The organism is Vibrio sp. TBV020 (assembly GCF_046056895.1).
GTDB lineage: Bacteria > Pseudomonadota > Gammaproteobacteria > Enterobacterales > Vibrionaceae > Vibrio.
Genome location: NZ_JBEEAQ010000003.1, coordinates 35,318 through 59,902, shown reverse-complemented (window position 1 = coordinate 59,902; position 24,585 = coordinate 35,318). Strand labels below are relative to the sequence as shown.

The window sequence follows — 24,585 nt, the reverse complement described above, 5'->3', positions numbered from 1 at the left end:
ACCCCCCAAGGTGTTCAGATTAGTGTCCCGTTCGTCTAGAGGCCTAGGACACCGCCCTTTCACGGCGGTAACAGGGGTTCGACTCCCCTACGGGATACCATTGGGTCGTTAGCTCAGTTGGTAGAGCAGTTGACTTTTAATCAATTGGTCGCAGGTTCGAATCCTGCACGACCCACCATTCTTCTCCACGAAGAATTAAAACTTATGTGGGCGATTAGCTCAGTTGGGAGAGCACCTGCCTTACAAGCAGGGGGTCACTGGTTCGAGCCCGGTATCGCCCACCATTCTCTAAGTATTTTTGGATAGGAATTCCAAACCACTTCAGTAAAGCGTATGTGGTTGGATTTTTTGACGCCGAAAGTCTTTAGAAAATGACCTTCTTCGGAAGAATCATGCTCTTTAACAATTTGGAAAGCTGACAAATCAACAATTTATTGTTGATTGTAAAGTTCTCAATGTTTGTCTTTATGACAAACACCAATACAACACATTCAAGTGTTCTTGGAATTTGAGTCCGGCAAAATCGAGTCTGCACATGTATAAAAATGCAGACAACTTTGGTTGTTTAACAACATCCTCAAGATTCGCTTCGCGAAACTCTTTGGGGTTGTATGGTTAAGTGACTAAGCGTACACGGTGGATGCCTTGGCAGTCAGAGGCGATGAAGGACGTATTAACTTGCGATAAGCCCAGATTAGGCAGTAAAAGCCACTTGAGTCTGGGATTTCCGAATGGGGAAACCCACATGCATAAGCATGTATCATTAACTGAATACATAGGTTAATGAGGCGAACCGGGGGAACTGAAACATCTAAGTACCCCGAGGAAAAGAAATCAACCGAGATTCCGAAAGTAGCGGCGAGCGAAATTGGACTAGCCCTTAAGCTTTATATGCGTTAGACGAACGGTCTGGAAAGTCCGGCGATACAGGGTGATAGCCCCGTAGTCGACAACGCACATTCAGTGAAATCGAGTAGGGCGGGACACGTGATATCCTGTCTGAATATGGGGGGACCATCCTCCAAGGCTAAATACTACTGACTGACCGATAGTGAACCAGTACCGTGAGGGAAAGGCGAAAAGAACCCCTGTGAGGGGAGTGAAATAGAACCTGAAACCGTGTACGTACAAGCAGTAGGAGCACCTTCGTGGTGTGACTGCGTACCTTTTGTATAATGGGTCAGCGACTTATATTCAGTAGCAAGGTTAACCATCTAGGGGAGCCGTAGAGAAATCGAGTCTTAACTGGGCGTCGAGTTGCTGGATATAGACCCGAAACCAGGTGATCTAGCCATGGGCAGGTTGAAGGTTGAGTAACATCAACTGGAGGACCGAACCGACTAATGTTGAAAAATTAGCGGATGACTTGTGGCTAGGGGTGAAAGGCCAATCAAACCTGGAGATAGCTGGTTCTCCCCGAAATCTATTTAGGTAGAGCCTCGGACGAATACTACTGGGGGTAGAGCACTGTTAAGGCTAGGGGGTCATCCCGACTTACCAACCCTTTGCAAACTCCGAATACCAGTAAGTACTATCCGGGAGACACACGGCGGGTGCTAACGTCCGTCGTGGAGAGGGAAACAACCCAGACCGCCAGCTAAGGTCCCAAATTATAGCTAAGTGGGAAACGATGTGGGAAGGCTTAGACAGCTAGGATGTTGGCTTAGAAGCAGCCATCATTTAAAGAAAGCGTAATAGCTCACTAGTCGAGTCGGCCTGCGCGGAAGATGTAACGGGGCTAAGCTATAAACCGAAGCTGCGGCAATGACTTTTAGTCATTGGGTAGGGGAGCGTTCTGTAAGCCGTTGAAGGTGTGTTGTAAAGCATGCTGGAGGTATCAGAAGTGCGAATGCTGACATGAGTAACGATAAAGGGGGTGAAAAACCCCCTCGCCGGAAGACCAAGGGTTCCTGTCCAACGTTAATCGGGGCAGGGTAAGTCGACCCCTAAGGCGAGGCCGAAAGGCGTAGTCGATGGGAAACGGGTTAATATTCCCGTACTTCTTACAATTGCGATGGGGGGACGGAGAAGGCTAGGTGGGCCTGGCGACGGTTGTCCAGGTTCAAGTGCGTAGGCTTAAGAGTTAGGTAAATCCGGCTCTTTCTAAGGCTGAGACACGACGTCGAGCACCTACGGGTGTGAAGTCATTGATGCCATGCTTCCAGGAAAAGCCTCTAAGCTTCAGATTGTAAGGAATCGTACCCCAAACCGACACAGGTGGTCGGGTAGAGAATACCAAGGCGCTTGAGAGAACTCGGGTGAAGGAACTAGGCAAAATGGTACCGTAACTTCGGGAGAAGGTACGCTCTTGACGGTGAAGTCCCTCGCGGATGGAGCTATTGAGAGTCGCAGATACCAGGTGGCTGCAACTGTTTATTAAAAACACAGCACTGTGCAAAATCGTAAGATGACGTATACGGTGTGACGCCTGCCCGGTGCCGGAAGGTTAATTGATGGGGTTAGACTTCGGTCGAAGCTCTTGATCGAAGCCCCGGTAAACGGCGGCCGTAACTATAACGGTCCTAAGGTAGCGAAATTCCTTGTCGGGTAAGTTCCGACCTGCACGAATGGCGTAATGATGGCCACGCTGTCTCCACCCGAGACTCAGTGAAATTGAAATCGCTGTGAAGATGCAGTGTACCCGCGGCTAGACGGAAAGACCCCGTGAACCTTTACTACAGCTTGGCACTGAACATTGACCCTACATGTGTAGGATAGGTGGGAGGCTTTGAAGACGGTACGCCAGTATCGTTGGAGCCGTCCTTGAAATACCACCCTTGTAGTGTTGATGTTCTAACGTCGACCCCTGAATCGGGGTTGCGGACAGTGCCTGGTGGGTAGTTTGACTGGGGCGGTCTCCTCCCAAAGAGTAACGGAGGAGCACGAAGGTGGGCTAATCACGGTTGGACATCGTGAGGTTAGTGCAATGGCATAAGCCCGCTTGACTGCGAGAATGACAATTCGAGCAGGTGCGAAAGCAGGTCATAGTGATCCGGTGGTTCTGTATGGAAGGGCCATCGCTCAACGGATAAAAGGTACTCCGGGGATAACAGGCTGATACCGCCCAAGAGTTCATATCGACGGCGGTGTTTGGCACCTCGATGTCGGCTCATCACATCCTGGGGCTGAAGTCGGTCCCAAGGGTATGGCTGTTCGCCATTTAAAGTGGTACGCGAGCTGGGTTTAGAACGTCGTGAGACAGTTCGGTCCCTATCTGCCGTGGGCGTTGGAAGATTGAAGGGGGCTGCTCCTAGTACGAGAGGACCGGAGTGGACGAACCTCTGGTGTTCGGGTTGTGTCGCCAGACGCATTGCCCGGTAGCTAAGTTCGGAATCGATAACCGCTGAAAGCATCTAAGCGGGAAGCGAGCCCTGAGATGAGTCTTCCCTGACCCCTTGAGGGTCCTAAAGGGTTGTTCGAGACTAGAACGTTGATAGGCAGGGTGTGTAAGCGTTGTGAGGCGTTGAGCTAACCTGTACTAATTGCCCGTGAGGCTTAACCATACAACACCCAAAGGGTTTTGATGGACTCAAATAAGAACATTGAATGTGTAAGAACTGCAGCTTTCCGAATTAAAGAATTTGCTTGGCGACCATAGCGATTTGGACCCACCTGATTCCATGCCGAACTCAGAAGTGAAACGAATTAGCGCCGATGGTAGTGTGGGGCTTCCCCATGTGAGAGTAGGACATCGCCAGGCTTTAAATTTAGACTTTAAGTCTAACCAGTGCGGAGCGGTAGTTCAGTTGGTTAGAATACCGGCCTGTCACGCCGGGGGTCGCGGGTTCGAGTCCCGTCCGCTCCGCCACTTATTTAGAAACCCAGTCTTCGGACTGGGTTTTGTCGTTTTAGGCGAAATGATTTTCTCTATTAGGTGACTAGTCTTAGTTAGCTGGAAGTCCAATCGTAGTTATACATATTTAGAAAAAGCCCTAGTAGCAATGCTAGGGCTTTCGCGTATCTACTATTAATTAACACTGATCGCTCTAGATTAGATTAAGCTACGCTCCGATCGATTATTTGCATAGACTCTTAACTAAGAACACTCAACAGCAACGGTCCTATTAGGTCATTACAGCCGAAAATGAACTTGCAGTGTTACCTATTGTTCATTCAGGCAAAACAAAGGGGTTGATGCTTTCGCATCAACCCCTGTTAGTTCGAGTGTTTTAGTTGCTATGATTTATTCACTTTTTCAATGTAGGCGAAGATATCTTTAACATCACTTTCAGTGAGAACCGCTCCCCATGCTGGCATACCTTCGTTCCCGTTTAGCACTGTATCAATTAACTCAGCTTCACTTTCAAACCATGAATTTAAGCCTGCATAGATGTTTGACGGTGCTTCTGAAAGAGTTTTACTTGCAAAGCCATCACCATGCCCTTTGTCTCCATGACACGACATGCAAAGCATCTTGTAATTACTTTCTCCTTTCTCAATGTCGATTGGCTTTGCTTGAACTGCAGCGCACAATGATAAAGAGACTAGTGAAATTAAAGCTACTTTCTTCATGTTCTAAATCCTATATATGCTTAACTAAGTTAATAGTACTCCGTACTACATTAACGTTAGGTGAACATAATCTTCATTTTTGTATGAAATAAAAAAGCCACCCTAAAGAGGGTGGCTGAATGATAGGAGAGAACTCTTGAGCTTAAGCTGCAGGTTCGTTAATAAGTGTCAGTGCCTTCTTAGAAACTTCGTGAGCTGCTTTGGTTAGATTTTGCTTTTCTAGCGCATCTGATAAGTAGCCATAATCAGCAACATTCGAACGTACTGATAGTGCTTTTTCAAAGTGAGTTTGAGCTTCAGACCATTTCTCGTCACGCAAGTAGAACTGAGCTAATGCGCTATGAGCATCTGCATTGTTACCATCTTTACGGATTACGCTTTCAAGGAAGGTAACTACAGGATGGCTATCTGCTAGTTTCAGTTCAGGTAGTAGAGTGTATAGGTTAGAGTTTGGATGCTTTTTCAGTGTTTCCTTAATCAAGGTAAATGCTTCGTTATCAGCTTGTCGAGAGATCAATTGCTTAGCAAAACATTCGATTAAGTGACTATCTGCTTTCACCTTGCGTGGTAGTGAATTCCAATGAGCAACAAGGCCTTCACTGCCTTTCTGTGTCGCGACTTCATTCAGAAGCCCACACTGTGCTCGTTGAACTAATGGCTCCTGATCTTCCTTCGATACAATCTTATGTTTCACTAGCTTCGGTAGCAGATCCAATAGTGGCTGCCATAACTTAAGTTCGATATACACTTGTTTTAGAAGATCTAACACAATCGTGTTGCTTGGGTACTGACCTTTCAATGTTGATAGCGTATCAAAGGCAGCAGTATAGTTTGCCTCACGAATCTGCTGTTTTGCACGAGTTAGTTCAACTGCCAGTGTTGAGTTCTCTTGCTGTGCAGCCAATTCAAGGTAGCGATCTCGTTGCTCATCATTACCCATCCCTTGTGCTGCTTCTGATGCGACTAGGTAGCAGAGTAGTGGCATATCATGATGGTTTGCCCAGCGTGTTACTTTTTTCTCGGCTTGTTTAAAGTCGCCTTCTAGTAACTTAATGATGCCTTCGTTTGTGTAACGACGTGAACGGCGCATTTTACGCACACTAAACCAGTTCCAAGTTGCAGAACTCGCATAAAGGGCTCTTTTAACGAGATATTCAAGGCCGAATAGAGCTGCTAGCGTGGCGATAACAAAGATCACTAGCGTTGTCACACTCATCTCAATTGTCTTACTTGCAACAGAAATGAGTACATAACCTTGTTGACCAGCGTATTGAGTTCCTGCAAAAAGGCCGAGCCCCAGAATGACAAAAAGGAAAATCAATCGAAACATTATTTATCCTCCGTCACTAGAGTTGTTACCTCTCGGCGAAGTCGATCACGAATCACATCAGATAAATCTTGTTGTGTTTCAAGTTTAACCGGGTACTCCACCTGGACCGTCTGTTTGCTTAATAGCTCTAGCGCTTTATTGAACTCTTTTACCTCATTTGAGTCTTGATTAAAGAAAGTGGAAGACCACTTATCAGCGGTTGTCAGTGCAGTTGAGTAAATCTCTTGTTGTTCAACGTATACCGCTTTAATTGCTGTTTCTAGCTTCGCTTTAATGTTCTCTTTCAGATAGAAATGCTGCTGAGGAGATAGCAATGGAATGACGTTACCATCGCGAGTTCTAAAGGTGATGAAGTTCTCAGAGAAGTCCTTCAGTGACGTCATTAGGTTATCTTTCCAGTCATACACGTCTTGAGAAACGACGTGCTTCTCTTCTTGTTGTGCTTCTGGAAGTAGGGCGTTCGCTAGAGGTAACGTATCGACTTGTTGTTGAAGGGCTGTAATTCTTAGGACTAGGCCTTCTCTATCAATAAGCGGGATAGTTTTAAGCTTAGTAATATCATTTGCCATTGCTTTACGCAGTGGCACTAGGCTCGGATCGTTCAGTGCAGCGATACGTTGGTCGGCGCTTTCCATCAATTTGGTTGCGCTGACTGCATCATGCTCAAGGAAAAGCTTACGCCCAGCAAGTTTGACTAAGTAGTCTGCCTCTGCCAGTAACCAGTCATTTGGACGACGGCCTTTTACATCCGCCATAGCAACTTGAAGACTTTCGATGCTTTTCTGTTGTTGTGCTAAAACTGTTTCAGCTCGGTGGGTAATTTCAGTAGCTTTCGCAATCGCTTGTTGCTGCGTCGATTCTAACTCAGATTGTACGTTGGTTTGAGTTTGCTTGAGTTGTGCTTGAAGCGCATTAATTTGAGCTTGGTATTCGGCATTCTTTTGCTGCATTTGCAGAGTAAGGCCACCGCCAAATAGAAGTGAGATGATTATTGCGACGGCACCTAATTTCACGCCTCTTTTGCCTTGTTTTTCTTCGAATTCTGGCGGCGTCTTTTCTTGTGCTGTTTTAGGTGCTTTTGTCTCAGTCTCTACGGTGCTTTCTGCAGCCATCGATTCTTGTTTAACGTCAGAGGCGGTTGATTCAACTTTGTTGTTATCCTCTGCCGTCGATTTGTCTTGGTCAGGGGCAATGTTTTCGTTTTTATTTTTGCTTGTCATTACTTATTGTCCTGTTTTATCTGGCTGGAGAGCAGCCAATAACACTGGGTTAGAGGCACTTAAGGTGTTGGTGACAACTTTAAAACCAGCCTCACGTGCATGTTGTGCGATACGCTCACTAGGAACAAATAGATGGAGCGTATATAGCCAGTTCAGCTCAGTGACTGTTAACTGAGAGATAAAATAGTCGAGTTGACCTGAACTGGTGATGACTAATTGGGTTATTTGTTTATCTTGCCAGATTGGAACTAACAAATCTGAGCGGAAAGCTAGGTTTTCTCGTTTGTAGACTTCCCGATATTCGACCTTAGCGCCACGCTTGCTAAGGGTGTCGAAGATCAGTTCTCGGCCACCATTACCACGCAAGATAAGTATTCTTTTATTGGTGACATGCTTGAGAGCGTCTAGTTTCAGTAGGTGCTCACTGTCACTGATGTCGGGGTAGTGTACTTTTTGTTGGGTGACTTTGCTTAAAACATGTGCAGTTTTTTGACCAACGGCAAGATAGACGACGTTTGAAGGCCAACTTTGACACGTTTGTGCAAGATAATCGCTAGTTTCGCTCACCGCATGTTGGCTAACCGCGATAATGATGTCGAAAGAAAGGATGTGATTTTCCAACCCAGAGAGCTGGTCTCCGGATTGAATTTCAATCAGAGGATGGTGATGGCTTGCGATCCCCACCTCTGATAGTTGTTGGCATAGTGAAAGGCCTTGGTTTCCCGGCCTAGTGACCAGAACTGCCATGCATGATTACTCGTGATCAGCGTATAGCTTGGTTAGGATCTCTTTTGCGCCATCGTCTAGTAATTGATTCGCTAGTTCAACGCCTAGTTTTTCGGCATCGCTGCGAGAACCACGGATTTCACCACGTACAATCTTAGAACCGTCTGGCTCACCAACAAGAGCACGTAACCAAATGTTATCGCCATCGATAAGTGAGTAGCTACCAATTGGTACCTGACAGCCACCTTCTAGCGTTAGGTTCATTGCGCGCTCACATAGAACACGGTCAGCTGTTTCTTTGTGGTTTAGTGGTTCTAGCAGTTTAATTAAACGTTCATCATCAAGGCGACACTCAATGCCGACAGCACCTTGACCAACTGCTGGTAGCGATTGTTCTGGTTCGATAAAGCTCTTGATACGCTCTTCTAGTTCTAAGCGTTTAAGACCAGCAGCGGCAAGAATGATTGCGTCATATTGGCCGTCGTCTAGTTTTCCTAGACGGGTACCAACGTTGCCGCGAAGTTCTTTAATCACTAGGTCTGGGCGGTATTCTTTCAACTGACACTGACGACGCAGGCTACATGTACCTACTACTGCACCTTGAGGTAACTCATCAATGTTGTTGTAAGTATTAGAGACAAACGCATCACGTGGATCTTCTCGCTCACAGATAGTGACAAGACCTAGCCCTTCAGGGAAATCAACAGGGACATCTTTCATCGAGTGAACCGCTAGATCAGCTCGACCTTCCAGCATTGCTACTTCTAACTCTTTAACGAATAGACCTTTACCACCTACTTTTGCCAGTGGAGTATCTAGAATGATATCGCCTTTAGTGACCATCGTTACTAGCTCAACTTCTAGGCCTGGGTGGGCCGCTTTAAGTGCATCTTTAACAAAATGAGCCTGCCAAAGAGCAAGAGGGCTTTTACGTGTTGCGATTCGAATAGGAGTTGATTGAGTCATAGCGTTCTACTGAAAACAAAATAATGGGCTAATCCTACCACTGTCGGTTAAAAAAGCATTATTGGTTATCAAATCGGGCCTAAGTTTGATGTTCGCTAGCATAAAATCATTAAAAGAGTGTGATAAATGTCTCGTTTGTAAAATAGGCTATTATTATTAATAGAAGTTACGTACCACACTAAGAGCGACAATTTCAGGTGGGCAAAATTGTGTCGAATCGATCGTACATTTCTTTACCAACTCAAAGAAAAATGTTAGATTGATCACGTTTTGTTGGTGCTTTAGAACAATTAATAGTCAGGCACTATCTAGGATATGAACCAAGGAAGCTCTCTTGCAGGCTTACACCAAGACGCTAACTAAAAGACTTGATAACCTTAACCAGCAACGTATTGAACGTGCGCTGGCGCTTATGGATTTATCAAGTCAGCGTGTATTCCATCTAATTCCGACCCTGCTTCATTTTAATCACCCAGTTATGCCTGGTTATTTCGACGCGCACGTACCTTTTGGTATTTGTGATTTCGAACTTAATGATATTCAGCGACAGTTTGTAGAAGATACACAGTTAACGATTGGTCAGCCTCTTATTGCATCGGATAACCCAGCGATTTTGGGCTTATATACGATGGGCAGTACATCTTCTATTGGTCAGAGTACATCAAGTGATTTAGATATCTGGGTGTGCGTTTCTCCTGATATGAGTGCTGACGAGCGTGAAGTTTTAACCAACAAATGTTTGCTGATCACCGACTGGGCGCAAACCCAGGGTGTTGAAGCGAACTTCTTCTTAATGGATGAACAGCGATTCCGTTCTAACCATTCTGAAGAGATGACGGGTGATAACTGTGGTTCATCTCAACACCTCCTTCTACTCGATGAATTCTATCGCAGTGCCGTTCGCCTAGCGGGGCAACGTCTATTGTGGCAAATCGTGCCACCTGAGATGGAAGAGTGCTACGACGAATATGTGAAAGACCTTTGTAGTAAAGGATATATTGATTGTTCTAAGTGGATCGATTTCGGTCAACTCAATCGTATTCCAGCAGAGGAGTATTTTGGCTCGAACCTATGGCAGTTGTACAAGAGTATCGACTCGCCATATAAATCGGTTCTCAAAGCTATTTTGCTTGAAGCCTATTCGTGGGAGTACCCAAATACCCAACTTCTAAGTTTAGATACTAAACGTCGTTTCTTTGCTCATGAGCCAGATCTCTATGGGATGGATGCGTATTATCTAATGCTAGAGAAAGTAACACGCTATCTTGAGCGTATTGGTGATACCACGCGTTTGGACTTGGTTCGTCGTTGTTTCTATCTCAAAACCCATGAAAAACTATCACGTGAGCCTAGTGTTGGTTCGGTTGCTTGGCGCCGAGAAGCACTAACTGACATGGTAGAGAAGTGGGACTGGTCTGATTCTGTGGTCGCTGAATTAGATGATCGCCGTAATTGGAAAGTTGAACAAGTTAAGGTTGTACACCATGCACTGCTTGATGCATTGATGCAGAGTTACCGTAACTTGATTCAGTTTGCACGCCGTAATGACATCACTTCTGCAATCAGCCCACAAGATATCAGTATCTTAGCTCGTAAGCTGTATGCTGCTTTTGAAGTGCTGCCAGGTAAAGTGACGCTATTAAATCCGCAGATTTCACCGGATTTGCATGAGTCAGACCTGACCTTTATTGAGGTTCGCCCAGGTCGCACGAATAAGTCAGGCTGGTATCTATATAAGCAACCGCTGACTCCACATCGTATTCTTGGTCAGGCACCGCTTGAGCACAATGAGTATCTTAGTAAGCTGGTCGCTTGGTCATTCTTCAATGGTTTGATTACCGAATCGACGCGTTTGCACTCGGTTATTCGAGATGCACACTTGGATATCGATAAGTTCTACCAAATGGTCAGCGATCTGCGTAATACCTTCTCACTGCGTAAGCGCCGTCCGACGATGCAAGCATTAGCGAGTCCATGTGAGATTAGCCAGCTAGCGATGTTTATCAACTTTGAAAATGACCCGACGGCAGAGCTAAGTGGTAAGTCACTGAAACTGGATCCTAAGAGCACAGATATTTTCAGCTTTGGTCCTGAGCAGAAATGCTTAGTTGGCAGTGTTGATTTGGTTTATCGCAATTCATGGCATGAAGTACGTACTTTACACTTTAAAGGTGAGACTGCGATGCTTGATGCTCTAAAAACGGTACTGGGTAAAATGCACCAAGATGCGATTCCGCCAGAATCAGTGGATGTGTTCTGTTACAGCAAGAACCTTCGCGGTGTGATGCGTAATATGGTTTATCAGCTGCTCGCTGAATGTATTGACCTACGTTTGAAACCTGTTGAACAGGAAAAACGTCGTCGCTTTAAAGCTTTACGTATTGGTCAGCAGACATATGGCCTGTTCTTTGAACGTCGCGGTGTATCTGTTCAAATGTTAGAAAACTCGGTGGACTTTTACCGCAGTATCTCGACCAACAAGCTTAAAGGTTCTCCATTACTGATGCTCGATAAAGAGCAAGATTACCAACTGCCAGAAGTCGTTGATGGGTTTGCTAGTGAAGGCTTGATCCAATTTTTCTTTGAAGATAGTGAGCAAGGGTTCAATATCTACGTGCTTGATGAAGCAAATCGTGTTGAAGTCTATCACCAGTTCAAAGGTGAGAAAGATGAGATGATTGCGAGTGTGAATAGCTTCTACACCTCAGTACAGGATGAGAATCCACTATCGTCGAAGCTAATCAACTTCAACTTACCTCAGTATTACCAAATTGTTCGCCCTGAAGATGATGAACCTTACATCGTCCCTTACCGAAATGATGGGGCGAGTTATTCAAGACCGAGTAAAACGGTTAATGCCTAACGAGTAGACAATAAAAAAGAGCATCATAAATGCTCTTTTTTGTATCTGTTGGGAAGACTAATTATACCCACTCAATCTCTTCATCACTGTGCTTTTCACACTCTTGCTTAACCATAGCAATCAGTTCAAGGTGAGTTTTAGAGCATGTCCATTGACCGTCAATCATTGAGAAATGGAAACCACCTGATTTAGACGCCAACCAAATTTCTTTCATTGGTTCTTGGCGGTTAATGATGATTTGGCTACGGTCTTCAAACTCTAGTGTCATTACGTTGCCAGAGGTCTCGTAGTCGATGTCCGCTTCTGAATCATCAATCATTTCCTCGATGATTTGCATTTGAACATCTACTAACTGATGAAATTCAGTATCGTTCATCCAATCTATCCTATTGCTTTTCCTGAGTGTGGTGCGATTATAGGGGGCATTGAAAGAATAATCACGATACAACCGATGAAAAAATCAATCTTAGTACTATTTATCTTTTCGCTTCTTGGCCTCGCTGGCTGTGGTCAAACTGGACCTCTTTACATGCCTGAAGACGCTCAACAGAACGAGCAGCCTTCGCAATAAAATAGAATCAGAATATAAGGGAAAGAATTTTGGATTACTTCAACTATCAGGACGATGGCCAGCTTTGGGCTGAGGATGTCTCACTAACGGAACTAGCGCAACAATTTGGCACTCCACTTTATGTTTACTCACGCGCGACTCTAGAGCGTCATTGGCATGCTTTTGATAAATCGGTCGGCGAACATCCTCATTTAGTGTGTTACGCAGTGAAGGCGAACTCAAACCTTGGCGTTCTGAACACACTTGCTCGTTTGGGCTCAGGCTTTGACATTGTATCTGGTGGTGAGCTAGAGCGTGTTATTGCTGCTGGTGGTGAAGCCGCAAAGGTAGTGTTCTCTGGCGTAGGTAAGACTGAAGCTGAGATGAAGCGTGCGTTAGAACTCGGTATTAAGTGTTTCAACGTAGAATCAGAACCGGAACTAGAGCGTCTAAACAAAGTGGCTGGCGAACTTGGTGTTAAAGCGCCTATTTCGCTGCGTATTAACCCTGATGTTGATGCAAATACTCACCCTTATATTTCTACTGGTCTGCGCGATAATAAATTTGGTATCGCTTTCGACCGCGCACCTGCGGTTTATCAGTTTGCACAAAGCTTAGATAACCTAGACGTGAAAGGTATCGACTGTCACATCGGCTCTCAGCTAACGGATATTGAACCATTTATTGATGCAACAGACCGTTTATTGGCTTTGATTGATGACCTTAAAGCACAAGGTGTGACGATCGAACACCTTGATGTCGGCGGTGGACTTGGCGTTGTATACCGTGATGAACTTCCACCAGAACCGTCTGATTACGCAAAAGCGTTGTTAGGGCGTCTAGAGAACCATCAAGACCTTGAGCTTATTTTTGAGCCAGGACGCGCGATTGCCGCTAACGCTGGCGTACTGCTGACTAAAGTTGAGTTTCTAAAACATACTGAGCATAAGAACTTTGCCATCATTGATGCGGCAATGAATGACTTAATGCGTCCCGCCCTTTACCAAGCTTGGCAAGATATCGTGCCTGTTTCTCCTCGTGAGGGTGAAGCGGTTACTTATGACCTAGTGGGCCCTATCTGTGAAACAGGTGACTTCCTGGGTAAAGACCGAGCGCTAGTGTTAGAAGAAAATGATCTTCTAGCGGTACGTTCTGCTGGTGCCTATGGTTTTGTTATGTCATCGAACTACAATACACGCTCTCGCGCTGCGGAAGTGATGGTCGATGGTAAGCAAGCTCATTTAGTTCGCCAGCGTGAAGAACTCTCTAGCCTATGGGCACTTGAAAACGTACTTCCGGAGTAATTGAAGTCTTATGCATTTCCACTTCTCAAAAATGCACGGTTTGGGTAATGACTTCATGGTTGTTGATTGCATTACCCAAAATATTTTCTTTTCCCCTGACCTGATCCGCCGTTTGGCGGATCGTCATACCGGGGTTGGTTTTGACCAATTGCTGGTGGTCGAAGCTCCATACGATCCTGAAACAGATTTCCACTACCGTATCTTTAATGCTGATGGCAGTGAGGTTGAGCAGTGTGGTAATGGCGCTCGTTGCTTCGCTCGCTTTGTTCGTATGAAAGGTTTAACCAATAAATACAGCATCAGTGTCAGCACTAAGAAAGGTAAAATGGTGTTGAACATCGAAGAAGATGATCAAGTCACGGTCAACATGGGTGTACCCGAGTTTGAGCCGAGTAAAATTCCTTTCAAAGCTAAGCAAACTGAGAAAACCTATATTCTACGTGCTGAAGATAAAACGCTCTTCTGTGGTGCAGTCAGTATGGGCAACCCACATGTGGTCACTGTGGTTGATGATGTGGCGACAGCAGATATAGACAATTTAGGTCCGCTTTTAGAATCCCATGAACGTTTCCCAGAGCGAGTGAATGCAGGGTTTATGCAAGTGCTGGATCGCAACGAAGTGAATTTGCGAGTTTACGAGCGCGGTGCAGGTGAAACGCAAGCGTGTGGTAGCGGTGCATGTGGCGCGGTTGCCGTTGGGATTGTGCAAGGGCTGCTTGATGAGCGCGTTAAAGTGAACTTGCCTGGTGGCTCACTGAACATTCAGTGGCAAGGTCCAGGTAAACCACTTTATATGACTGGCCCAGCTACGCATGTCTTTGATGGCCAACTAAGCTGCTAATATACCCTGCATATAATAATAAAAAGGAACAATTGTGTCGCATATCGAAGCAGATGCACTGACGGCAGAAGTCGTCGCTGAATACCTGCGTGACAACCCAGATTTTTTTACTCATCGTCGTGATTTGGTGGATCGCTTAGCGCTACCTCATCAGGAGCAAGGTGCGGTTTCATTAGTTCATGTTCAGATGAATCGCCAACGTCAGCGTATTGAAGAACTTGAAGAAGAGATCACCACGTTGATGTCATTGGCAAAAAGCAACGACCAAACCTTTCATGAGTTTATGGATTTGCAAGAGCAGATCCTTAGAGGTGATGCACTACTGTCGGTGATTAAAGCGATTGAAGAGAAAGCGAAGACATTGGGCTTAGTCGCTTATATTCGCTTGTTAGACAGTGAATCTAGTTATTACTCATTGGATAAAAGCAGCTATCAACGCTTCGCTACTAACCACCTTAATGGCAAAAGTGCTTACTTAGGTCGTATGCGTAAAGTGGACCGAGAACTGCTATTTGGTGATAACTCACGAGCTCCAGAAATGGGCTCTTACGTGGTTCTGCCTTTAAACAACAAAGGACTACAAGGTATTCTGGCTTTTTCTAGCAGTGACGGCGGGCATTTCCAACCGCATATGGATACTCTGTTCCTACGCCATTTGGCTCTTGTCCTTTCTCACCTTATTGAAACCCTTCCTTGGCAGTGCGAGTCGAATGAACGAATCAGCAGTACCTCTGCCTAAAGGTATACAGCAGCCTCTAGAGCGTTTCTATGAATATCTAAGAAGCGAAAAGGGGCTGAGCCTTCACACTCAGCGTAATTACAAGCAACAACTCGAAACGATGGCGGGTCACTTAGCTCAGCTTGGTTTAAAAGAATGGCAGCAAGTGGATGCTGGTTGGGTTCGTCAGTTAGCCAGTAAAGGCATGCGTGAAGGCATGAAGCCAAGCAGTTTAGCGACGCGACTTTCTTCTTTGCGTAGCTTCTTTGATTTTATGATGCTGCGAGGGGAAATGAATGCTAATCCTGCGAAAGGTGTTTCGGCTCCTCGTAAAAAACGTCCTCTACCAAAAAACCTTGATGTTGACGAAGTAGGTCAGTTGTTGGAAGTCAATGAAGATGACCCATTGGCAGTACGTGATCGAGCAATGATGGAGTTGATGTATGGTGCGGGCCTACGTTTGGCTGAGCTTGTCAGCATTAATATCAAGGATGTTGGTTTATCTTCTGGTGAGATTCGTGTCATTGGTAAAGGAGATAAAGAGCGTAAAGTGCCTTTTTCTGGCATGGCGGCTGAATGGGTTGGTAAATGGCTAAAAGTGCGTTCAAGCTTAGCGAATAGTGATGAACCTGCGTTGTTTGTTTCTAAATTAGGTGTGCGAATTTCCCATCGAAATGTACAGAAACGTATGGCTGAATGGGGGCAGAAACAAGCGGTTGCAAGTCATATCAGCCCGCATAAATTACGCCACTCCTTTGCAACTCATATGCTTGAGTCGAGTAATAACTTACGTGCCGTTCAAGAGCTATTAGGGCACGAGAATATATCCACTACACAAATCTATACCCACTTAGACTTTCAACACTTAGCTGAGGTATACGATCAAGCTCACCCAAGAGCAAAAAAGAAGGGCAGTGACTCATGAAATTCTTTCGCCATTTGAAGCCTATTAAAGCGATGACGTTTGATTTGGACGATACGCTCTATGACAACCGACCAATCATCCGTCAGGTTGAGGCGCAAATGGCGCAATGGATTCATCACCATCACCCTGTATCAGCGACTAAGCCACTAGGCTGGTGGCACGAGCTTAAAATGCGTTTAGCGCAGCAAGATGACTGGCTGCTTAATGATGTCACCTTATGGCGCTTCAAGCAGATTGAATGCGGGTTAAGAGAACTTGGCTATAGCGAAGAACAGGCGAAACAGGCAGCCCATGATGCAATAGAGCAAGTGCACCGCTTACGCAGTGATTTTACAGTGCCACAGGAAGCTCATCAGGTACTAAAGCAGTTAGCGACACATTTGCCTTTGGTTGCGATTACTAATGGTAACGTTGATGTCGAAAAAATTGGTTTAGCGCCTTACTTTTCATTGGTACTTAAAGCGGGCCCTGATGGTTACGCAAAACCTCATTGCGATTTGTTTGATAAAGCGCGGAGTTACCTAGCGTTACCCGCAGAAAATATTCTTCATGTAGGCGATCATTTAGTCTCTGATGTTGTTGGCGCTAAGCGTAGTGGTATGCAGGCATGTTGGTTTAACGACCAAGGCAAAGATATCTATGCATGCTCTAAAAGCCGTACATTGCCAGACGTTGAAGTAAACCGTTTGCATGAGTTGTTGTTATTGAGTGAGAACTAAATAGCAACCGGCAAAATCAACACTTTTCATATGGGTGCACATCGATTACGGTATAGAAAAAATATATAAATACTAACGTCTCAGGCTAATAGAATGCGCACCTATTCCGCACTGATTACAAATAGTCAGCAACTACAATCGTTTCTGCAGGATATTCCTAGTGGAAATTCAGCCTCGTATTTGGTCCAGATCTTGTCGACCGATACAGAGCAAGTAGCTTGTTCCTATGCTGACCTTTTGTTGCTACACCTACCTCACTGCCAGATTATTGGTCACAGTACTCGTCATACGATGTTTGATGGACAAATCCATCATGAAGGCAGCCTAGTTTTGCTGTCTTACTTTGAACATTCTTTAGTTACCTCTACGAGTGTCCAGCTCGACAATAACTTAGAATCTCTGGTTGAAGAGGTTCTAGCTAAGTTAGAAATAGGCTCGACATCTAAATCGATTATTAGCTTTTCTGCTCATGCAAATGGACTTTACCAAGCATTAGGTGCTGCTATTGAGACGCCAATGAGTGGTGGCCTAGCGAGTAGTGTTGATGGGCGAGAAGAGTGGGTTTTGTGGGGCAATCAAACCTATCACAACGCGGCTGTTTTAGCAGGGCTACATGGTGAAAAGTTGATGGTCTATCGCAACGCGTTTTCTGAGTGGACGCCAATTGGCGGTACGTTGAGAGTGACAGATGCGCAAGGGACAATATTAAAAAGCCTAGATTATCAGCCGACTTATTCCATTTATCAGCAACGTCTAGCTGACGATTGTCCCATCACGTTAGAACAGATGTACAGCTTTCCTTTGAAAGCGAGCGGCGGTCAAATCAGTAGTCTGAGAGAAATCTACCTCGATGGTTCTATTCGGCTCGACAACGCGATCAGTATCGGGGACGAAGTTCGTATCTGCTACAACCACCCATCATTGACGTTAGAACAAGTCCGCTATGATGTGGTTCAGTTAGCTCGTCATAATCCAGAGTCAGTATTTATTTACAACTGTGAATCTCGCTTAGAGTTTCTTGAAGGCGTGAGTGAAACTAAGCCTTTTGACCACCTCGAAAGTAGCAATGGCTCTTACTGCATGGGGGAATTGTATCGCGGTGATATTCAAGAGACGCTCCACCACAGTATGACTTACCTAGCGCTCAGCGAAGATAGTGAGCGCCCTGAGATTGTGATTGACGAGCACAGTGAATTCCCAGTGTCACCACTGTTTCATTTGATTCGCCATTCTATTGATGAGCTCAATCAAGCTCAGAAAGGAATGGAGCATAAATTAGCTAAACAGGCAGAAAGGCTAATTGAAAGCTATCGATTAGATAAGCACACCGGCCTTAAAAATCGCGTCGCCCTGCAAGAACGATTAAAAGTGTTCAAAGATCATGAGCATGTTATTACCATCAAGTTATCTAACTTCCACCAAGTGAACGAGAAGTATGGCTATCAAGTGGCTGATGAGTTGATCCGTGATTTGAGTGATCACTTCATTGACCGCTTGTCACAGCGTCGTGGCAATGAGTTCGTTAAAAACCTTTACTATATTGGTACGGCCGAGTGGGCGATTGTGTTTAGTTCTGATGTGACAAGCACCAAAATCCAGCAAGACTTCTCTACATTTGCCGATCAAATTGAAAGAATTAATTTTGAACCCTACGGTTTACCAGAAGTTGATTACTTGTCGGTTTCGATTACCGGCGGTATAGCCAGTGCTTGCGACTTTCCTGATATTCCAGGAGACGAGTTGCTGTTGAAGTCCATTGATGCGAGACGAACAGGTAAAGAACGTAATACACATTTCTTCAATGCTAAAGACTGTTCAATGAGTGTCGAACAACAGCAAGATAAAATTGAGTTAATGGGTATTGTCAGTCGAGCGATTCTTAAAAAGCGTATTATTACCTACAGCCAGCCAATATTTGCAGCTAATACCCGAGAGCAAAAGTCTCAGGAGTGTTTAGTGCGAATTGAGGACGAAGGTAGCATTATTGCGCCGGGTCGATTCTTACCCATCATTGAAGGCACTCATCTTTATACCCGTTTGAGCCGTTATATGCTCTCTTCAACACTCAACTATATGGCGGATAAGCAGGACTCATTTTCTATCAATCTATCGCCACAAGATATGTTGAGCGACAAGACGCTTTATCTTCTCGAAGAATCGATCGCAAAGTTAAATGACCCTTATCGTTTGGGGATTGAGGTGTTGGAGTCCGAACAAATTAAAGACTTCGGCCGTATGTCTGAGATCTGCAGTCACTTCAAAAACATGGGTGTACGCTTGCTGGTGGATGACTTTGGCTCTGGTTACTCAAATATCGATGAAATTATTCGCTTAGAGCCAGATATCATCAAATTGGATGGCAGTTTGATTAAGACCATTGACCGCGATGTAAAACAGCGCCAAATCACAGGTCAGCTGGTCAAGCTGTGCCAAGTACTAAATGCCAAAACAGTCGCAGAGTTTGTCCATAATCGAGAAGTATGTGAAATTGCCGAGGATCTCGGCGTCGACTACCTGCAAGGCTTCTATCTAGCAGAGCCTACCCGTCTGTTTTAATCTTTAAAGCATGACCACTTTTGTCAGCTTTAAACGCTTGCATGTAGTGGTCAAAGAAAGTTAGCAGGTGCTCAGCCTGCTGCTTTTCTCCTATTGCTCTGAGTACTTCGCTACCCACTTCGAGAGTGCATAAGTGCCCCTCTTCTTGATTACGACGCAGCTGATAGTTGGATGCGTGACTTGTAATGATGTGGGCGAGAGGCAAGTCTTTAAGCCAAGCGCTTTTACGCAGCATTTTTTTCGCTTCTTGCCAGGTTCCATCGAGAATAATAAAGAGCGGTGTTCGTCCTTCGCTGCTCGTAAGGCGAAAGGCTTGGCTTACAGGCACACTGTCTTCACTCGGAAACAATAAATAAGCTTGATAGTGCTTATCATTGAGTAGGGCAAGCAGTTTCGAGCAAGGCTCGGTTCGTTGCCAGGTATGCACGCTAGTGGAAGAGGGGAGGCTTTTCAGTAGCCATTGACCGGTGTTGGTATCACGGCGTTGCTCGTTCTCATGCATTAGCAGGGCAATATGTGCTGCAGAGGTGAGTGACGGTAGGTGTTCACAAATACACTGATAGCGAAGCTGACATTGAGGGCACACACTTGGTAAGCCCTCATTTTTATTCTGTGTTGCTAGCGTCACAGAGTGATACCTTCTTGGTGAGGGGTTAACCCGTCAGAGAACAGCTGAACTTGGCTAATCTCATCGTAGTTAGCAACGGGCGCAGTGCTTGGATTTAGTGGGTAGCTGACACCATCATACTTCATAATATGTTGATTGGGTGCTGCGCCGCCGCCACTAACAAAAAAGATCAAGTCCTGCCAGCCTTCACTGCTATTCACCCCAAGATTAAGCGGGGTGTTAACGAGTGTAATTCGGCTGTTAAAACGCCAATTGTTCTGATGGTTTTCAAAGACTAGGAGTGTACAACCACCTGAACCGCACCAATCTAACTGAGTAATGAGCTCTTTATTGCCATCACCATTTAAATCGTAAGTTAACCAGCGATAACGAGTACCTGCTGGGTCTGTTTGGTTAATTGTAAAGTAGTCGCGTATAGCTTGGTCTACCTTAGGGTTAAACTCTGCAAAAGATGGGATTGCGTTCTCAGATAACGGTTTAGTGTGCTGTTGGGCTTGTTGTGACTCGGGTTTAGTTTTAAATAGAGTGACACCGCCATCTGCAATTGGATAGATGACATTACCGACTTTTTCTTGCGTTGCAGTCAGCTGGTAACCGTCACGGCTAAAGAGGCGTTCAGAAAGCAAAGGCTGCTGTTGGTGGTGCGTCATTACAACTTGGACCTGTTCAGGACTGAGTTGTTGCCAATAACCACGCTCAACTGAGTCAGATTCGCCATTGTTATAGCTGTAAGAGGTAACCGCTGTGTGGTCTGGGTTGATTTGTAACGAGACAGAGAAGTCGCTGCTTTTTGTCGAGGCTGCTTGATAGAAACCAGTCCAGTCTTGAGAACCATCTTGGTTTGAGAGAGTTGCACACCCTTGATAATCCTGTCCGTTTAGCAGCAGAGTTGCACTCCATCCATAAATAGAATCGCTCATGCCGTCGACACAGCTGCGCTGATTCAGTTCTAACGAGCCACCTTCAAATAGATAACGACGTCGATCTGCTTCAATTCGGCTTGAGCGAAGCCCCAACACTTGCTTATCTTCCCCCATTTTCTGGAAGGCGAGTTGGTTGCTTTCAAAGCTCATTGACCAAAATGGCTCCGTACCAAAAGCGCGTGTTGGCTTGGTTGGTTGATCGCATCGCTTAGGGTTCTCGGCGGTGAGCAGATTGATGGAGTCAACAACAAAACGAGCGGTATAGTCAGAAACAAAGCCATCAGCTAGCCCCGTTTCTAGGTGGCCAATAACTTCGCCATACATAGGCTCATAAGGAGCACGAACTAAAGACAAAGCTTGCTGGAAGCGGTCATTGGGTAGGTCGAGCCAATATTGCTTTTGACTCCCGCATGGCCGAATAGAACGCACTTCATGACCAAGAATTACTTCACCACGCATGATAAACGTTTGAGGTTTGATGCTCGCAGGCTTATCTAAACTGGCAGCAGGTATGGTTGATGTTGACTCGGAGCTTTGCTGTGTTGAAGTAGAACACGCTTGTAATGCAAGTAATGTCATTACAGCGACTGGGTTTCGAAGCGCCTTCATGCTATATCTTCCCTATTCAGAAACTGGCGGATTCTATTATGGCATATTGGTTATTCAAAACTGAACCAGACACCTTCTCTATTGACACTCTTAGAACACAAAACAGTTCTTGTTGGGAAGGCGTTCGCAATTATCAAGCACGCAATATGATGCGAGATGAGGTGAAAGAAGGCGATTTGGTGCTTATTTATCATTCATCGTGCAAGAAAGTTGGTGTAGCAGGTATCGCTAAGGTGACGAAAGAAGCCTACCCTGATCATTTTGCATTTGATCCAGGGAGTGATTATTACGATCCAAAATCAAGCCCAGAGAACCCTCGTTGGGTCATGGTGGATATTGAGTTTGTGCGAAAAACCGATCGACTTATACCACTTACGGTAATGAAAGCGATGCCAGAGTTAGAAAATATGCCGTTGGTGAAGCGTGGAAATCGGCTTTCAATTATGCCGGTGACGGAACAAGAGTGGCAGGCGATTTTGGGGAAAGAGAAATTACCAAGTCAGCGTTAACTCATAAAAAATCAGGCAGCACTACAGGCTGCCTGATGATAAGAAAAACGCACTTATAGTAGGTTATCTTGTAGGTAGTGAGCGACGGCATCATCAGCATTGCTACCAATGACTTCATTGTTTGGTAGCGCTTCTTTAACTTTGTGATGAGACGTTCCCATAACTAAGCCTTTACCCGCCATCGCAAGCATCTCTGCATCGTTCATACCATCACCAAACGCAATACAGTTCTCAAGCGTTAAGTTAAGTGATTTAGCGACAGCTTCTAATGCATGACCTTTCGACACTTCTGCTGCCATCACTTCAAGACACCATGGTGTAGAGAATGCGATGTTCAATTTATCACCAAAAGCTTCACGCAATTTTTGCTCAAACGTTACCAGATGGTCATGGTCGTGCTCTGGATGAGTGAAGAAGATTTTCGCAATACCATTGGTAGGAGCAGCATCAGCTTCGAAACGTTTGTAGCTGAAGTCTTCATGAAACTCAGCCAATGTTTGGTCTTCTCTATCTAACAACCAATCTTCATTTTGGTACATGTGGATAAAAATGTTTGGATCCTGTCGGATCATGTCGATCACTGGCTGGACTAGTTCTTCAGGAACGTTCTTGCTGTACATGAGTTGATCATTCTGGTCATGTACGCGCGCGCCATTAGAGGTGATCATGTAGGCAGGAATGCCGGCAATTTCACGGATACCAGCAACGTCGACATGGTGACGACCTGTAGCAAATATAAATGTAAATCCTTTTTCGTGCAGTGTTCTTAACGTCTCTTTTGAAAAAGTACTCAGCTGGTGGTTTGGTGCTAGAAGAGTACCGTCGAGATCAGAGGCTACAATGTGAAAAGGAGTATCTTTGCGTGCTTCGGTCATATCACCCTCGTATGTACAGCGATTAATTTCCCATGCGGGTAGAGAGTGTAGTTTACTTGAACAGAAAGGGGAAAAAGAGGGTAAAGATCACCCTCTAAGATTTCCTGTTTTTAGTATTGCTCGAAGAAGTGGAGAACGGCATCGAGTGTTTGATTACGATACTCATCTTTTTCAAACAGCAGCTCATGCTTAGCATCATGAATAATCTTAAAAGCGCACTGGCTATGTGTCTTAGCTAGTTTTTTCATAAATTGAACTTGAGCTTGGTTAGATACGATTTGGTCATTTCCTGCTTGCAGTACAAGAAATGGAACCTGAATATGTCGAGTCATTAGATAGCATTGTTTGCAGGCCATCAGTCCTTGCCATACCCACTGAGTGCTCGCCCCGCCAATTTTTAATTCTGGATGTTGTTCATACCAATCTCTGAACCAGTGATAACGAGCATCACTTTGACTTAGCAGGTTGTTCTCAAAAGGTTTTGGGTAATACGCGACTTGGCCAGGAGCAAAAGTCGGTTTTGGGTATACCGCTGTGAGCACTTGGCCTAGCAGTGTTGCTATTGGTTTTAAGTGCCAAGGTAAATTTACGCCAAACATCGGGGCGCTAAGAGCCACAGCGTCAAATTGCGCATCATAGGTTTGGAGGTAGCGCGTGGTGATGTTACCTCCCATTGAGTGCCCAAGCAGATAACGTTTTTCATACCCAGATAAATCAAAGTGCTGAATGAGCTTATCGAGATCTTTAACGTAGTCTTCAAACTCTCTGACAAAGCCCATTTGTTTGTCTTCAATGAGGCGGTCAGATAGACCTTGACCACGATGGTCAAAAGAGTAAATGTCGTAGCCTTGCTGAAACAGATCGTAGAAAAGCTCTTGGTATTTTGATGTGCACTCTATACGGCCGTTGACGACGACAATTGCTTTTGTATGTTCTGGTGAGGTGAGTTTCATCCAGTAAAGCGAGGTCTTATCAAACGATTTCAGGTACCCTTCTTCGCGAGAGCGCCATAAGTTAGCAATATTGCCATTGATTGCTTGCTCAAAATTGGACTCTTGAGTATAAGAAGGACTAATGTTGGAGCGTGAATCATTCATGGTGTAATAAAGCCTGATTATGGTTTCAGTTTTGCGACAGAATTAGATTATGTGTGGCTAAGAGCGTTTAGTCGAGAGGAAATACTATGGATATGCATGTTTGGCTCGCTTATGTGGTAACGGCAATTGTTTTCAGTCTTGCACCAGGTTCAGGTACGGTGAACTCAATCAGTAATGGCTTGAGTTACGGCACAAAACGCTCTCTTTCTGCGATAGCTGGCCTACAGATTGGCTTAGCGATACACATTATGCTTGTTGGCGCGGGTATCGGTGCTCTGGTTGCACAATCAGCGTTTGCTTTTAGCGTGATTAAGTGGGTCGGGGCTGCCTATCTGATTTGGTTGGGTATCCAGAAATGGCGCGACCGTTCTAGTTTGGCAACCGCCGACACAGACACTCATCTATCAAGTATGAACTTAATGCGCAACGCCATTTTGATTAACTTAACCAACCCTAAATCTATCGTGTTTTTGGTCGCTCTATTTCCTCAGTTTATTGACCCAATGAAAGACCAAATGACTCAACTATTGGTGCTTGGCGTAACAACGGTATTTATCGACTCTGTGGTAATGCTTGGTTATACAAGTTTGGCTTCACAAATGGGCCGCTTCATTCGCTCAGATAAGATTATGTCTAAAATCAACAAGGTTTTTGGCTCAATGTTCATGGGTTGTGGTGCATTACTCGCAGCCGCTAAAGCCTAAGCTAATTGTA

General features: G+C 45.1%; 20 protein-coding genes, 4 tRNA genes and 2 rRNA genes. 16 read left to right on the top strand and 10 right to left on the bottom strand.

Features of this window, described 5'->3' with window-relative positions; genetic code table 11:
* Positions 1–24: 24 nt before the first annotated feature.
* The 6 genes from AAFX28_RS08160 (at position 25) to AAFX28_RS08135 (ending at position 3,808) form a co-directional block, all read left to right on the top strand.
* Positions 25–100 (top strand) — tRNA-Glu (locus AAFX28_RS08160).
* A 2-nt stretch (positions 101–102) separates the two neighbouring features.
* A tRNA-Lys gene (locus AAFX28_RS08155) sits at positions 103–178 on the top strand.
* 30 nt (positions 179–208) lie between these two features.
* A tRNA-Val gene (locus tag AAFX28_RS08150) sits at positions 209–284 on the top strand.
* 329 nt (positions 285–613) lie between these two features.
* A 23S ribosomal RNA gene (locus AAFX28_RS08145) occupies positions 614–3,503 on the top strand.
* An 81-nt stretch (positions 3,504–3,584) separates the two neighbouring features.
* Positions 3,585–3,700: ribosomal RNA gene (gene rrf, locus AAFX28_RS08140) — 5S ribosomal RNA — on the top strand.
* Positions 3,701–3,731: 31 nt separating this feature from the next.
* A tRNA-Asp gene (locus AAFX28_RS08135) sits at positions 3,732–3,808 on the top strand.
* Positions 3,809–4,176: 368 nt separating this feature from the next.
* On the opposite strand, the gene AAFX28_RS08130 is transcribed toward AAFX28_RS08135, so the two are convergent.
* The 5 genes from AAFX28_RS08130 to hemC all read right to left on the bottom strand — a co-directional run bounded on the left by AAFX28_RS08130 (position 4,177) and on the right by hemC (position 8,754).
* Positions 4,177–4,512 carry a c-type cytochrome gene (locus tag AAFX28_RS08130; protein ID WP_408687015.1) on the bottom strand — a complete coding sequence of 112 codons (336 nt, stop codon included), beginning with the start codon at positions 4,510–4,512 and terminating at the stop codon, positions 4,177–4,179.
* Between the two features lie 142 nt (positions 4,513–4,654).
* Positions 4,655–5,842 carry a heme biosynthesis protein HemY gene (locus AAFX28_RS08125; RefSeq protein WP_408687014.1) on the bottom strand — a complete coding sequence of 396 codons (1,188 nt, stop codon included), beginning with the start codon at positions 5,840–5,842 and terminating at the stop codon, positions 4,655–4,657.
* Positions 5,842–7,062: a uroporphyrinogen-III C-methyltransferase gene (locus AAFX28_RS08120; protein ID WP_408687013.1), complete on the bottom strand. Its 1,221-nt coding sequence runs from the start codon at positions 7,060–7,062 to the stop codon at positions 5,842–5,844. Before AAFX28_RS08120 ends, AAFX28_RS08125 begins: the two co-directional genes overlap by 1 nt.
* A 3-nt stretch (positions 7,063–7,065) precedes the next feature.
* Positions 7,066–7,809 (bottom strand): uroporphyrinogen-III synthase, encoded by a 744-nt coding sequence (locus tag AAFX28_RS08115; RefSeq protein ID WP_408687012.1) that lies wholly within the window; start codon positions 7,807–7,809, stop codon positions 7,066–7,068.
* Positions 7,810–7,815: 6 nt separating this feature from the next.
* Positions 7,816–8,754 carry a hydroxymethylbilane synthase gene (gene hemC, locus AAFX28_RS08110; protein WP_408687011.1) on the bottom strand — a complete coding sequence of 313 codons (939 nt, stop codon included), beginning with the start codon at positions 8,752–8,754 and terminating at the stop codon, positions 7,816–7,818.
* Between the two features lie 334 nt (positions 8,755–9,088).
* Here hemC and AAFX28_RS08105 point away from each other — a divergent pair, with 334 nt between their 5' ends.
* Positions 9,089–11,617 (top strand): class I adenylate cyclase, encoded by a 2,529-nt coding sequence (locus AAFX28_RS08105; protein WP_408687010.1) that lies wholly within the window; start codon positions 9,089–9,091, stop codon positions 11,615–11,617.
* Between the two features lie 61 nt (positions 11,618–11,678).
* On the opposite strand, the gene cyaY is transcribed toward AAFX28_RS08105, so the two are convergent.
* On the bottom strand, positions 11,679–11,993 hold the full coding sequence (gene cyaY, locus AAFX28_RS08100; RefSeq protein ID WP_408687009.1) for an iron donor protein CyaY: 315 nt from the start codon (positions 11,991–11,993) through the stop codon (positions 11,679–11,681).
* A gap of 75 nt (positions 11,994–12,068) precedes the next feature.
* Here cyaY and lptM point away from each other — a divergent pair, with 75 nt between their 5' ends.
* The 7 genes from lptM to AAFX28_RS08065 all read left to right on the top strand — a co-directional run bounded on the left by lptM (position 12,069) and on the right by AAFX28_RS08065 (position 19,230).
* On the top strand, positions 12,069–12,188 hold the full coding sequence (gene lptM, locus AAFX28_RS08095) for an LPS translocon maturation chaperone LptM (protein WP_408687008.1): 120 nt from the start codon (positions 12,069–12,071) through the stop codon (positions 12,186–12,188).
* A 29-nt stretch (positions 12,189–12,217) separates the two neighbouring features.
* Positions 12,218–13,471, top strand: coding sequence for a diaminopimelate decarboxylase (gene lysA, locus AAFX28_RS08090; protein ID WP_408687007.1), 1,254 nt, complete (start codon positions 12,218–12,220; stop codon positions 13,469–13,471).
* A gap of 10 nt (positions 13,472–13,481) precedes the next feature.
* Positions 13,482–14,312, top strand: coding sequence for a diaminopimelate epimerase (dapF, locus tag AAFX28_RS08085; protein WP_408687006.1), 831 nt, complete (start codon positions 13,482–13,484; stop codon positions 14,310–14,312).
* A gap of 34 nt (positions 14,313–14,346) precedes the next feature.
* Positions 14,347–15,051, top strand: coding sequence for a DUF484 family protein (locus AAFX28_RS08080; RefSeq protein ID WP_408687005.1), 705 nt, complete (start codon positions 14,347–14,349; stop codon positions 15,049–15,051).
* Positions 15,023–15,955 carry a tyrosine recombinase XerC gene (gene xerC / locus AAFX28_RS08075; RefSeq protein WP_408687004.1) on the top strand — a complete coding sequence of 311 codons (933 nt, stop codon included), beginning with the start codon at positions 15,023–15,025 and terminating at the stop codon, positions 15,953–15,955. Before AAFX28_RS08080 ends, xerC begins: the two co-directional genes overlap by 29 nt.
* The gene (gene yigB / locus AAFX28_RS08070) at positions 15,952–16,674 is read left to right on the top strand and encodes a 5-amino-6-(5-phospho-D-ribitylamino)uracil phosphatase YigB (protein WP_408687003.1); all 723 of its coding nucleotides are present in this window, start codon (positions 15,952–15,954) and stop codon (positions 16,672–16,674) included. Before xerC ends, yigB begins: the two co-directional genes overlap by 4 nt.
* 93 nt (positions 16,675–16,767) lie before the next feature.
* Complete coding sequence (locus tag AAFX28_RS08065; RefSeq protein ID WP_408687002.1) at positions 16,768–19,230, top strand: EAL domain-containing protein; 2,463 nt, start codon at positions 16,768–16,770, stop codon at positions 19,228–19,230.
* On the opposite strand, the gene AAFX28_RS08060 is transcribed toward AAFX28_RS08065, so the two are convergent.
* On the bottom strand, positions 19,214–19,858 hold the full coding sequence (locus AAFX28_RS08060; protein WP_408687001.1) for a tRNA-uridine aminocarboxypropyltransferase: 645 nt from the start codon (positions 19,856–19,858) through the stop codon (positions 19,214–19,216). The genes AAFX28_RS08065 and AAFX28_RS08060 overlap by 17 nt on opposite strands.
* Entirely contained in the window at positions 19,855–21,390 is a 1,536-nt protein-coding gene (locus AAFX28_RS08055) for a COG3650 family protein (RefSeq protein ID WP_408687000.1), read from the bottom strand. Before AAFX28_RS08055 ends, AAFX28_RS08060 begins: the two co-directional genes overlap by 4 nt.
* Before the next feature lie 38 nt (positions 21,391–21,428).
* Between AAFX28_RS08055 and AAFX28_RS08050 the strand changes: the two genes are divergently transcribed.
* On the top strand, positions 21,429–21,899 hold the full coding sequence (locus AAFX28_RS08050) for an EVE domain-containing protein (RefSeq protein ID WP_408686999.1): 471 nt from the start codon (positions 21,429–21,431) through the stop codon (positions 21,897–21,899).
* A 53-nt stretch (positions 21,900–21,952) separates the two neighbouring features.
* On the opposite strand, the gene AAFX28_RS08045 is transcribed toward AAFX28_RS08050, so the two are convergent.
* Both AAFX28_RS08045 and AAFX28_RS08040 read right to left on the bottom strand, forming a co-directional pair.
* Positions 21,953–22,774 carry a Cof-type HAD-IIB family hydrolase gene (locus tag AAFX28_RS08045; RefSeq protein WP_408686998.1) on the bottom strand — a complete coding sequence of 274 codons (822 nt, stop codon included), beginning with the start codon at positions 22,772–22,774 and terminating at the stop codon, positions 21,953–21,955.
* 110 nt (positions 22,775–22,884) lie between these two features.
* Positions 22,885–23,871: an alpha/beta fold hydrolase gene (locus tag AAFX28_RS08040; protein WP_408686997.1), complete on the bottom strand. Its 987-nt coding sequence runs from the start codon at positions 23,869–23,871 to the stop codon at positions 22,885–22,887.
* A gap of 86 nt (positions 23,872–23,957) precedes the next feature.
* Here AAFX28_RS08040 and rhtB point away from each other — a divergent pair, with 86 nt between their 5' ends.
* Entirely contained in the window at positions 23,958–24,575 is a 618-nt protein-coding gene (gene rhtB, locus AAFX28_RS08035) for a homoserine/homoserine lactone efflux protein (RefSeq protein ID WP_408686996.1), read from the top strand.
* The last annotated feature ends 10 nt before the right edge of the window (positions 24,576–24,585 follow it).